The sequence below is a fragment of the Mycobacterium neumannii genome (genome assembly GCF_002245615.1).
Classification (GTDB): Bacteria; Actinomycetota; Actinomycetes; order Mycobacteriales; family Mycobacteriaceae; genus Mycobacterium; species Mycobacterium neumannii_A.
On record NZ_NKCO01000011.1, the window covers coordinates 148,053 to 159,082 of the forward strand.

Annotated in this window: 9 protein-coding genes; 5 read left to right on the top strand and 4 right to left on the bottom strand. The window is 68.1% G+C overall.

The features are described 5' to 3' along the window. Nucleotides 1-50: 50 nt before the first annotated feature. Nucleotides 51-1,172 carry an XdhC family protein gene (locus tag CEX88_RS15120; RefSeq protein WP_094294084.1) on the bottom strand — a complete coding sequence of 374 codons (1,122 nt, stop codon included), beginning with the start codon at nucleotides 1,170-1,172 and terminating at the stop codon, nucleotides 51-53. A 133-nt stretch (nucleotides 1,173-1,305) separates the two neighbouring features. Between CEX88_RS15120 and CEX88_RS15125 the strand changes: the two genes are divergently transcribed. After that, a complete protein-coding gene (locus tag CEX88_RS15125) occupies nucleotides 1,306-2,178 on the top strand; it encodes an alpha/beta fold hydrolase (protein ID WP_231987574.1) in 873 nt (290 codons plus the stop codon). A 4-nt stretch (nucleotides 2,179-2,182) separates the two neighbouring features. Next, the gene (locus tag CEX88_RS15130) at nucleotides 2,183-3,646 is read left to right on the top strand and encodes a WS/DGAT/MGAT family O-acyltransferase (RefSeq protein ID WP_094294085.1); all 1,464 of its coding nucleotides are present in this window, start codon (nucleotides 2,183-2,185) and stop codon (nucleotides 3,644-3,646) included. Here CEX88_RS15130 and CEX88_RS15135 read toward each other — a convergent pair. Continuing rightward, nucleotides 3,603-4,847 (bottom strand): cytochrome P450, encoded by a 1,245-nt coding sequence (locus tag CEX88_RS15135; RefSeq protein WP_094294086.1) that lies wholly within the window; start codon nucleotides 4,845-4,847, stop codon nucleotides 3,603-3,605. The genes CEX88_RS15130 and CEX88_RS15135 overlap by 44 nt on opposite strands. Nucleotides 4,848-4,941: 94 nt before the next feature. Here CEX88_RS15135 and CEX88_RS15140 point away from each other — a divergent pair, with 94 nt between their 5' ends. Both CEX88_RS15140 and CEX88_RS15145 read left to right on the top strand, forming a co-directional pair. Further along, the gene (locus CEX88_RS15140) at nucleotides 4,942-5,601 is read left to right on the top strand and encodes a M15 family metallopeptidase (protein ID WP_094294087.1); all 660 of its coding nucleotides are present in this window, start codon (nucleotides 4,942-4,944) and stop codon (nucleotides 5,599-5,601) included. 207 nt (nucleotides 5,602-5,808) lie between these two features. Next, nucleotides 5,809-7,110 carry a spinster family MFS transporter gene (locus CEX88_RS15145; RefSeq protein ID WP_094294088.1) on the top strand — a complete coding sequence of 434 codons (1,302 nt, stop codon included), beginning with the start codon at nucleotides 5,809-5,811 and terminating at the stop codon, nucleotides 7,108-7,110. On the opposite strand, the gene CEX88_RS15150 is transcribed toward CEX88_RS15145, so the two are convergent. Beyond that, nucleotides 7,078-8,754 (bottom strand): alpha-amylase family protein, encoded by a 1,677-nt coding sequence (locus CEX88_RS15150; RefSeq protein WP_068198662.1) that lies wholly within the window; start codon nucleotides 8,752-8,754, stop codon nucleotides 7,078-7,080. The genes CEX88_RS15145 and CEX88_RS15150 overlap by 33 nt on opposite strands. Beyond that, entirely contained in the window at nucleotides 8,751-9,725 is a 975-nt protein-coding gene (locus CEX88_RS15155; protein WP_066841012.1) for a TIGR03885 family FMN-dependent LLM class oxidoreductase, read from the bottom strand. The genes CEX88_RS15150 and CEX88_RS15155 overlap by 4 nt, the downstream gene beginning before the upstream one ends. A 69-nt stretch (nucleotides 9,726-9,794) precedes the next feature. Between CEX88_RS15155 and CEX88_RS15160 the strand changes: the two genes are divergently transcribed. Further along, on the top strand, nucleotides 9,795-10,829 hold the full coding sequence (locus tag CEX88_RS15160; RefSeq protein WP_094294105.1) for an NADP-dependent oxidoreductase: 1,035 nt from the start codon (nucleotides 9,795-9,797) through the stop codon (nucleotides 10,827-10,829). Nucleotides 10,830-11,030 lie beyond the last annotated feature (201 nt).

Genomic DNA, 11,030 nt, shown 5'->3' on the forward strand with positions numbered 1-11,030 from the left:
TAAAGAGTGACGTTATCGCATTCGAGAACGACATTTCCATAGGCGTTGTCTCATCCCTCATGGTGGATGCGTCCGGCCGTGTCGCTCAGCGGACGGCCGCCGCCGCCCCACCTGCGGGCGATGATTTCGGCCGCGATCGACACCGCGGTCTCCTCGGGTGTGCGCGCGCCGAGGTCCAGGCCGATCGGGCTGGCCAACCGGGTCAGATCGGCGTCGGTGAGGCCGCACTCGCGCAACCGGCGCAACCGGTCGTCGTGCGTGCGGCGCGATCCCATCACGCCGATGTAACCGACCTCGGGCAGGCCGAGTGCGACCTGGAGCACGGGGACGTCGAACTTCGGATCGTGGGTGAGTACGCAGATCGCGGTGCGGGCGTCGATGGCACCCTGCTCCGCCTGCTCTGCGAGGTAGCGGTCGGGCCACATCACCACGACCTCATCGGCACCGGGAAAGCGGGCGGGTGTGGCGAATACGGGACGCGCGTCGCACACGGTGACGCGATATCCGAGCAGGGCGCCCTGCTGGGCGAGCGCGGCGGCGAAATCGATCGCCCCGAAGATCAGCATCCGCGGCGGCGGCGCGTGGCTGGCGACGAACACCTCCATGCCCGTCTCCTGGCGCTGGCCGTCGGGGCCGTACGACAACACGCCCGTGCGACCGACGGCGAGCAACCCGCGCGCGTCGTCCGTGACGGCGGCGTCGACGCGCGCCGAACCCAGCGATCCGTCGACCGAATCCGTGCCGATGACCAGGCGGCGCCCAATCCGGTCGGCGTCGGGGTGCGCGATGACGGTGGCCACGGCGGTGGGACGGTGTGCGGCGATATCGTCGGCGACCGCCTGCAACTGCGGGAAGCTGTCGCGTGACACCGCCTCGGCAAAGATGTCGATGATGCCGCCGCACGTCAGCCCTACGGCGAATGCGTCGTCGTCGCTGATGCCGTAGCGCTGCAACTCGGGGCGCCCCGAGGCAACGACCTCGTTGACCAGTTCGTAGACGGCGGCCTCGACGCAGCCACCGGACACCGAGCCGGCGACCGAACCGTCGGGGCTGACCACCATGGTCGCGCCGGGCTGCCGCGGCGCCGAGCGGATCGTGCGCACGACGGTGGCCACACCGGCGGCGCCGCCGGACCGCCACACGGTCAGCAACTCCTCGAGCACCTCGCGCACGCTCGCAGTCTAAGCCCGAGACGCTGTGCAAGTGCTCAGCGGTAAGGGGCGGGAACGCCGGACGGCACGGAATGTTCGCTCTATCGTTGGAAGCATCGCCTGGAATCTGCCCACACCACTGTCCATTCCGCGGTTGCCGTCGTTACCCGCGTTGGCGTCGGCTGCCCACGTCCCTGAGGGCCGGATGGTGGAGCTCCCCGGCCGCGGTACGACGTACGTCGTCGACTCGGGGCCGTGCGACGGCCCCGTTTTCATGTTGTTGCATTCGGTGGCATGCACGGGTGTCATGACGTGGTATCCCGCGCTGGATGCACTGCAGGAATTCGGCCGCGTGGTCGTGTTCGACCAGCGCGGTCATGGTCAGGGCATCACGGCGCACCGGTTTCTGCTCGAGGACTGCGCCGACGATGTCGCAGCCCTGGCCGATGCCCTGGGCATCCCGACCTTCGTGCCGGTCGGGTATTCGATGGGTTCGCTTGTGGCCCAACTGGTCTGGAAGCGCCATCGGGCACGCGTCGACGGGTTGGTGTTGTGCGCCGCGGCGGCGGCGGTCAACCGTGCCAGCTACGAGCGGATCGCGACGGGCGTGTTCGCCGCGCTGCTCGAATCGCTGAGCCCGCCTGCGAGGCGACTCTCACCCGCCGCGATGGTGGGCCCCGGCGCGTTGCAGAACCACCAGTGGCTGCTCAACCAGGTGCGTAGTACCTCGCCCGGTGCGATCACCCGGGCCCTGGCCGAAGTCATCCGCTTCGATTCGACGACATGGATCCACGAGGTCGACGTCCCCACAGCGGTGGTGGTGACGACGCGCGACCGGGCGTTCGGGGTGCGACGGCAGCGATGGCTGGCGAGCCGGATACCCGACGCCGAAACCGTCGACGTCGCCGCCGGCCACGCCGGATGCACGTTCGCCTCCGACAAATTCGTCGAGGCGCTCGTGACCGCGGCCGAGTTGGTCAGCAGACGCCTTCCGCCGATCGGGCGGTACAAGACCGCCGAAGGCTAGCGACGTGAAGCGCCTCAGCGGCTGGGACTCGCTGCTGCTGTCCAGCGAGACGCCGAACGTGCACCAGCACACGCTCAAGATCGCCGTGGTCGACACCTCGCAGTTCGAGGGCGAGCCGACCTTCGACGCATTTCTGGAGACGTTCCGCGAGCGCCTTCCTGACCTCGATCCCTTCCGGTACGAACTCGTCGATGTTCCGCTGCACCTGCATCGGCCGGTGTGGCGGCAAGGCGCCGACATCGACTTCGGCTACCACGTCCGGAAAGTGGCCGTTCCTGACCCGTACGGGCGCGCGGGACTCGACGCGCTGATCGGTCAGATCGCGAGCACGCCCCTGGATCGCAGCCGGCCGCTGTGGGAGCTGTACTACGCCGAAGGTCTCGCCGAGAACCGCGTGGCGGTGATCGGCAAGGTGCATCACGCGTTGGCCGACGGCGTCGCGTCGGCGAACCTGATGGCCCGTGCGATGGAATGGCCCGGCACCGGCGCGGGTGGTCCCCGTTCGGGAGTCGACTCCGAATCACTGTCGGCAGCAGCTCTGCTCGCGTTCGCGGTACGGGACCACCTCCGCCAACTCGCGGGCCTGCCCGGCGTTCTCAAAGAGGTTGTCGTCGGCGCCTACCGCCTGCAGCGGCGAGCGCGTGCGCGCCGTCGCCATCCCGAACTCGCCGAACGGTTCAAACCGCCCCCCACCTTCCTTAACCGCAAACTCTCGGCCGGGCGCGCGTTCGCGACCGCCACCCTCTCACTCGACGAGGTCAGAGCGACGAGCAAGCAGCTCGAGGCGACCGTCAACGACGTGGTGCTCGCGATCGCCGCCGGCGGACTGCGCACGTTGCTCATCGAGCGTGACGGGAGCGCCGACGACGCGCTGATCGCCTCGGTTCCCGCCGCGACCGACACCTCGCCGGACCGCATCACCGGCAACGAGTTGAGCACCATGCTGGTGTCTTTGCCGGTGCAGATCGTCGACCCGTTGGAAAGGCTGCGCCTGATCCGCACGGCCACGCGGATGGCCAAGGAGGACAACGAGTCGCTGGGCCCCGCCACCGTGGGCAAGGGGCTGCGGTACGTACCGCCCGCGGCGGCGCGCGCCACCTTCCGATGGATGTCGCGGCGCGAGGCGCCCAACCAGTTGTTCAACCTGATCGTGTCGAACGTGCCCGGGCCCCGCGAGCGCGGCCGGATCGCCGGAGCCGTCGTCACCGAGATCTACTCGGTCGGTCCACTGGCCGCCGGTTCGGCCATGAACATGACGGTGTGGAGCTACGTCGACCAGCTCAACGTCTCGGTGCTCTGCGACGACCTGGCGTTCGACGACGTCCACACCGCGACGGACGCGCTCATCGCCGCCTTCGCCGAACTCCGCGCGGCCGCCGGCCTTCGCCAGACCACCACCGAGATGGCCGGAGCTCTGCCGCAGGTCAGCGTGCGTCGAACTCGATCGGAAGCGTCGCAGGGCCGGTGATGCCGACCAGCGGCTTCCACATCGCGGGGCCTGCGCGGCGCAGATTGCGCACGCGGCTGCTCATCACGACCAGCGCCTCGGCCAGTTCACGACGGGCCAGGTTCGCGCCGAGGCAGTAGTGCGCGCCCGCGCCGAAGGTCTGCATCGGCGCGGCACCCTGCCGAGTGATGTCCAGACGGTCGGCGTCGTCGTACACGGCCGGATCGCGGTTCGCACTTGCCGAGTTGATCAGCACGAAGGTGCCCGCCGGGATGGTCACGCCGCCGTAGGTGACGTCCTCGACCGTCATCCGCATCGCACCGAACACCACCGGGTAGAACCGCATCAGTTCCTCGACGGCGTTCATCGCGAGCTCGGGGTGCTCGGCCAGCAGCTCCCACTGATCGGGGTGGTCGCACAGCACGTCCACCGCGGCCGCGAGCTGGTTGCGGGTGGTGTCGGTGCCCGCCATCAGGATTCCCGCCGCGAGCATGCGCAGTTCCTCGATGCTCAACCGGTCCCCGTCGTCCTCGGCGCGGATCAACTCCGAGATCAGGTCGTCGGTGAGCGTCGTGCGGCGCTCCGCGACCATCCCGTCGATGTAGTCGTCGAGTTCGGCCCACGCCTGCAGGATCAGCGGCGCGTGTTCGGCCGCGTTCCATTCGAACAGCTTGAAGAAGTCATCGGCCCACTCGGAGAACAACTTCCAATCCTCGCGCGGGGCGCCGAGCAGCTCGGCGATGACCGGAACCGGATACGGACGTGCGATGTCCTCCACGACCTCGCACTGTCCCGACGCCACCAGTGGATCCACCAGATCCGTGATGACTGTGGTGATCGTCGTCTCCAGCCGTCCCACCGAGCGCGGCGTGAACGCCTTGCAGACCAGGCGCCGAAGCCGCGAGTGGGTTTCACCGTTGACGCTGAGGAGCGTCGTGACGGCGCGATCCCACAGCGGGCCGGAGGTGATGCCCTGGGCCTCCAGACCGAGTCCCGGCGGCACGCACATGCGGTGGTCGCGCAGGGCCGACCGGACCGTCTCGTAGCTCAACAACTCGGGCCCGTGAGCGCCCATCGCGACCGGTCCCGCGTTGCGGGCCTCGGCGATCCGCCGGTGTGCTTCGTATGCGTCGGTCGCGTCCTCATACGAGAGGGTCGGCAGGTCGGCCTCGAAGACCGTCGGGCTTGGCCGGTCCGTGTCCACGTTGACGGTGACGCTCATGGTGACCTCCTCGGCGTGACGACACTTCGATGCTCGGCTGCGCCGGGGAAGCGGACTAGCGTAGGCGACTACTCCAGTCCGGAAGTGAGGCGATATGCGTAGTGCCTGGGCGGGTCCGGCGTTGGCCGTCGTCCTCGCGTGGCCGGCAGGCGTGGCGTCGGCGACACCGGATGCACCCGTGCCCCCGGTGTCCGATGCGGCGCGGGCGGCCGGGCTCGTCGATGTCCGCACCGTCGTGCCCGACGCGGTGATCGACCTGCGGTACGCGACGGCGGACAACTTCGTCGGCGAGCGGCTGTATCCGGCCGATGCGCGCTGCCTCGTCGACGAGTCGATGGCGCCCGGCTTGGCCGCGGCCGCCGACGTGTTGCGCCCCGGCGGCGAGGTGCTGGTGTTCTGGGATTGCTATCGGCCGCACGACGTTCAGGTGCGGATGTTCGAGGCGGTCTCCGATCCCGGATGGGTGGCCCGGCCGGGGCCCTATGCGAGCAGCCATGAAGCGGCGTTGTCGGTCGATGTGACCTTGGCTCGTGACGGCACCCTCGTCGACATGGGCACCGGTTTCGACGAGTTCACCGCGCGCGCCAACGCGTATGCCACCGACGGGGTCAGCGCGGCGGCACAGGCCAACCGCAAGCGGTTGCGCGACGCGATGGCCGCGGGCGGGCTCACCGTGTACACCGGCGAGTGGTGGCATTTCGACGCGCCGGGTGCGGACCGGCAGCGCCCGATACTCGACGTCCCCGTGAACTAGCTGCTGGCCAGGTCGTCAGGCGGCGGCCGGATCGGCGGTCATGGCTTGGCAGTACGAGCACAGGTTCGGCCCGAGTGTCGGGTAACCACATCCGCCGCAGATCGCGACCGCGGTAAGTTCATCGGCTTCGGGCATGCCGGTTATTTACCCTCTTGCAATCCAATTAATCCCGTAGTTGAGACGAAGTCTGGGAAGCTGCCCCACGACATGGCTACTGCAGAGCTCGCCCCGGCCAGCGGCACCCACAGCACGCGGCGAGCCTGGGCTGCGGTCGCGTTGCTCGCGCTCGTCGGGACGCTGAACTACGCGGACCGGTTCCTGCCCGCGGTCCTCGCCGAACCGATCAGGGCGGAACTGGAGCTGTCCGATACCGCGCTCGGCGTGATCAACGGGTTCGGCTTCCTGGCCGTGTACGCCGTGCTCGGCCTGCTGATCGCCCGGATCGCCGACCGCGGTGCGTTCGGGCTGGTGGTGTCGACGTGCCTGACGTTGTGGGGCGCGATGACGATGCTGGGCGGTGCGGTGCAGTCAGGCTTCCAACTGGCGCTCACCCGCGTGGGCGTGGCGATCGGGGAGGCCGGCAGCACACCTGCCGCACACGCGTATGTGGCGCGCAACTTCGCGCCCCAACGTCGTGCCGCGCCGCTGGCGGTGATCACGCTCGCGATTCCGCTCGCCAGCGCGGCCAGCCTGATCGGCGGCGGTCTCCTGGCGCAAACCTTGGGCTGGCGGATGGCGTTCGTGGTCATGGGTGCGATCAGCGTGGCGTTCGCGCCGCTGGTCCTCATCGCGCTCGGGCGCAGGCAGTCGATGCCCGCCACGACGGGAGTCGACGACATCGATGTCCCCGCCAAGGCCTGGGATCTGCTGCGCAAAGGCAGCTTCGTGGGCGTCGTCGTGGGAGCGTCGTGCATCTCGGTGGCTGGTTACTCGTTGACGGCGTTCGCTCCCGCGTATCTGGTGCGCACCCGCGGTATGGAGTTGGGCGAGGTCGGGGTGCACTACGGCATCGCCAGCGGGCTCACGGGCATCCTCGGCCTTCTGGTCGTCGGCCGGGTCGCCGACCGGTTGTCGGCCTCCGATCCGCGGTGGCTGCTGTGGCTGGTGGCCGCGATGACCGCCGCGATGCTCCCGTTCTCGGCGTTGGCGTTCACGGTGGGCGACCGGACGCTGTGCATATGGTTCATCTCGCTGAGCTACGTCGTCGGCACGGCGTACATGGCGCCGTCCATCGCGGCCATCCAACGACTGGCCCGAGCCGAACAGCGCGCGACGGCTTCGGCGATCTTCCTGTTCTTCGGCGCCCTCGTCGGGTCGGCGGGCCCGTTCCTCACCGGCGTCATCAGCGACGCGCTCTCCGACGACCTCGGTGCGATGTCGCTGGGGCGGGCGCTGCTGATCGTGCCGGCGTTCCAAGTGGCCGCGATCGTCTGTTACCTCCTGGCGAGTCGGAGGTTCGTCCGCGAGATCGTCGACTCAGATGATCGGCGGGTCGTCGGGGCGCACTAGCCGCAGCCACCGGTAGCCGTAGGGTTCCAGGCCGATCTCGATGCGGCCCTTGTCGTCGAGCTCGTGTTCGGTGAGATCGTCGAGCAGGTCGACCAGCTTGCAGCCCGGCGCGTCGTCGAGTCGGATCGGCACGAGGCAGCCTTCGGCGCCGAAATTGTGCAGCGCGACCATCGCCCATCCCGACTTCTCGCGGCAGACGTGGGCCAGCACGGCGGGATTCGGTTGGTCCAGGATCTCGGGCGTTGACCATCCGATCTCCGGCTGCGACCGGTACGTGTAGATCAGATTGCGCATGAACCACCAGAACGACTGGTGGTCGTGGCGCTGGTCGGCGGCGTTGACCCGATCGGGACCGAACATGCCGTCGGGCTGGGGCCGGGGCAGCTTGCGCTTGGCCGCCTTGGAGAAGCCACCGTTGACACCGCTGGTCCACTGCATCGGAGTGCGCACCGCGAAGCGTCCCTCGACGTCGAGGTTCTCGGCCATGCCGATCTCCTCTCCGTAGAACAGGACCGGGGTGCCGGGCATCGAGAACATCAGCGAGTAGACCATCCGCATCCGCCGCTCATCGCCGCCGAGCATGGCCGGTAGCCGCCTGCGCAGGCCGCGGCCGTAGAGCTGCATGTCCGGGTCGGGCCCGAAGGCGTCGAAAATCTCCTGGCGCTCGTCGTCGCTCAGTTTGTCGAGGGTCAGCTCATCGTGATTGCGCACGAAGTTGGCCCACTGGCTCGTGATGTCGAGCGGCGGTCGTTGCATCAGTGCCTCGGCGATGGGTCGGGCGTCGCCGCGCGCCATGGACAGGTAGACGTTCTGCATGCCGATGAAGTCGAACTGCATGTTGAGCCCGTCTCCGTCGGGGCCGCCGAAGAACGACTTCTGGTCCGGATAGCCGACGTTCACCTCGCCGAGCAGCACCGCGTCGCCGACCCGTCGGGTGACGAAGTTGCGCACGTCGCCGAGGTACTCGTACGGGTCGAAGACCCCGGGATCGCCGGGTGCGCCGTCGCGGGCGAAGAGGAACGGGACGGCGTCGACCCGGAAACCGGATACCCCCAGCTCGAGCCAGAAGCCGAGCACCCGCGAGATCTCCTCCTGCACAACCGGATTGGCGATGTTCAGGTCCGGCTGGTGTTTGAGGAAGTGGTGCAGGTACCACTCGTCGGTCTTCGGGTCGCGCTCCCAGAGGCTGTCCTCCTTGTCGGGGAACACGACGTCCTTCTTGCTCGACTTGGGTTTCGTCGCGCTCCACACGTAGTAGTCGCGATACGGGTCGTCGGTGCTGCGGCAGGCGGACTTGAACCACGGGTGGCGGTCCGAGGTGTGGTTCATGACGAAGTCGACGATCACCCGGATCCCGCAGGACTTGGCGGTGCGCACGAGTTCGACGAAGTCACCGTGCGTTCCCAGTCGCGGGTCGACACCGAAGAAGTCGACGATGTCGTAGCCGTCGTCGACGCGGCCGGTGGGGTAGAAGGGCATGAGCCACAGACACGTCACACCCAGGTCGGCGAGGTACTCGATGCGCTCGGTCATGCCGCGGATGTCGCCGCAGCCGTCGCCGTCCCAGTCGTAGAAGGTCTCGACGTCGGCGCAGTAGAAGACCGCGTTCTTCCACCACAGGTCGCCGGTCTCGATCTTCCTCACGCGGAGACCGCCGTCGGATTGAGCCGGGGCAGCACGTGTTCGCCGAATGCGTCGATGAAGGCGGTCTGCTGTTGTCCGACGAAGTGCAGGTACAACTCGTCCCAGCCCTGCTCAAGATCCTGCTGCAGCCACTCGACATGCTTGCCCAGATCGCTTGAGATACGGACCGATTGGTGCATCTGCTCGGGGGTGACCTTCTCGCCCATGACGTCGAACGCCTCGACCGTCTCGGTGTCCCAGCAGACCGGGGGATCGAACACGTTGCTGCGCCACTGGTCGTGGGCGATCGCGAGCGCCTCGTCCTCCGACGGGGCCCAGCTGAGGTGAATCTGCAACCGCGCGGGCCCGCGGCCGCCGGCGTCACGGTAGGCCCGAAGGACCTTCTCCAGCGCTTCCCTCGACTGGTTCACGGTGACGAGCCCGTCCGCCCAGGAGGCATGTCGGGCGGCGGTTTCCGGCGTGACGGCGGGGCCGACGAGATCGGGGATCTTGTCGGGTCGGGTCCACAGCCGCGCGCGATTGACCTGGACCAGCCCTTGGTGGCTGACCTCGTCACCGCCCAGCAACCGTCTGATCACGTCGACGCACTCGACGAGGCGCTGGTCGCGCACCTCTTTGCGCGGCCATTCGCCGCCGGTGATCCGCTCGTTTGAGGCCTCACCCGAGCCGAGCGCCGCCCAGATCCGGCCCGGGAACATCTGCGCGAGCGTCGCGATGGCCTGGGCGACGATCGCGGGGTGGTACCGCTGCCCCGGCGCGTTGACCACTCCGAACGGCAGCTGCGTCGTGGCCAGTGCCGCGCCGAGGAAGGCCCACGCGAACCCGGACTCACCTTGTCGCTCACTCCACGGGCTGAAGTGGTCCGATGACATGGCTGCGGTGAAACCCGCCTGTTCGGCGCGCTGGACGTCGCACAGCAATTGCGCCGGACTGATCTGCTCGTGCGAGCAGTGGAAACCGATGACCGTCATGGGTCACCGCGTACCCGTTCTTCGCCGCTCTTACGTGAACGTCAGCCGATGGACGGTAGGTTCGCCTTCGTGGCCGAGCTGATGAACCGCCAGATCGTGTTGCGCCGCAGGCCCGTCGGGCTGGTCCAGCCCGCCGACACCGAGTTGATCACCGCGCCTGCGCCCGAGCCCGCCGACGGTGAGGCGTTGGTGCGCACGACCTACGTCGGCATCGACGCCGCCGCCCGCACCTGGCTGAACGACCAGCCCGGCTATCTGCCTCCTGTGCAGCTCGGGGAGGTCATCCGCGCGGCAGGCATCGGTGAGGTGGTGGCGTCCCGATGCGATGCGTACGCCGTCGGCGATGTGGTCACGACGCTGACGGGTTTTCAGGAATACGTGATCAGCCGCGACGACATCTTCACCACGCCGGCGCCCGGTCCCGACGTCGACCAACTCGCGGTGATGTCGGTGTACGGGCCGACCGGCGCGACGGCTTATTTCGGAATGGTCGGGATCGGCAAGCCACAGCCGGGGGAGACCGTGGTGGTGTCGGCGGCCGCGGGTGCCACCGGTTCCGTCGCGGGCCAGATCGCCAAGATCGCCGGGGCCCGGGTGGTCGGCATCGCCGGGGGACCGGACAAGTGCCGCGCGGTCGTGGAGGATTTCGGGTTCGACGCGTGCATCGACTACCGCGAGGCCAACCTGCCCGCGGCGCTGAAGGAGCACTGCCCCAAGGGAGTCGACGTGTACTTCGACAATGTCGGCGGGCCGATCCTCGACGCGGTGCTCGGCCGCCTGGCGCACAAGGCGCGGGTGGTGTTGTGCGGTGTCATCTCGAGCTACCTGACCGGTGAACATCCCGGCCCGGCCAACTACGTCAACCTGTTGTCGAAGACCGCGCTGATGCAGGGATTCAACGCGCTCGACGAATGGGGGCGGTTCGACGAGGCTTTCGGGCCCCTGCGCCGCTGGGCGGACGAGGGACGACTGGTGCACCGCCAGACGATCTTCGAGGGCATCGAGTCCTGCGTCGACGCCATGAACGGCTTGTTCACCGGCGCCAACATCGGCAAGATGTTGGTCAAGATCAGCGAGCCGGGAAGCGGGAAACTTGCCTCGTGAAACGGTTGGTTGGTCGCGAATCAAAGCGGGTATGACGAACGTCGCAATTGGTGGACACACACTGAGGAGTGGTGGCATGGGCGCTCGACGAATCGCTCGGATGCTGAGTCTGGTGGTGCCGTTCGCGGCTGTCTCTTCTACCCATCTGACGCTGCCGATGAAGGCATACGTCTATCGCCTGGTGGTCTCTGCCGTACTAAA

Excerpts from the sequence above, each read along its gene's own strand:
- CEX88_RS15140 (WP_094294087.1), top strand. The coding sequence starts at position 4,942 with ATGCGTAGTGCCTGGGCGGGTCCGGCGTTGGCCGTCGTCCTCGCGTGG.
- CEX88_RS15135 (WP_094294086.1), bottom strand. The coding sequence starts at position 4,847 with ATGAGCGTCACCGTCAACGTGGACACGGACCGGCCAAGCCCGACGGTC.
- CEX88_RS15155 (WP_066841012.1), bottom strand. The coding sequence starts at position 9,725 with ATGACGGTCATCGGTTTCCACTGCTCGCACGAGCAGATCAGTCCGGCG.
- CEX88_RS15145 (WP_094294088.1), top strand. The coding sequence starts at position 5,809 with ATGGCTACTGCAGAGCTCGCCCCGGCCAGCGGCACCCACAGCACGCGG.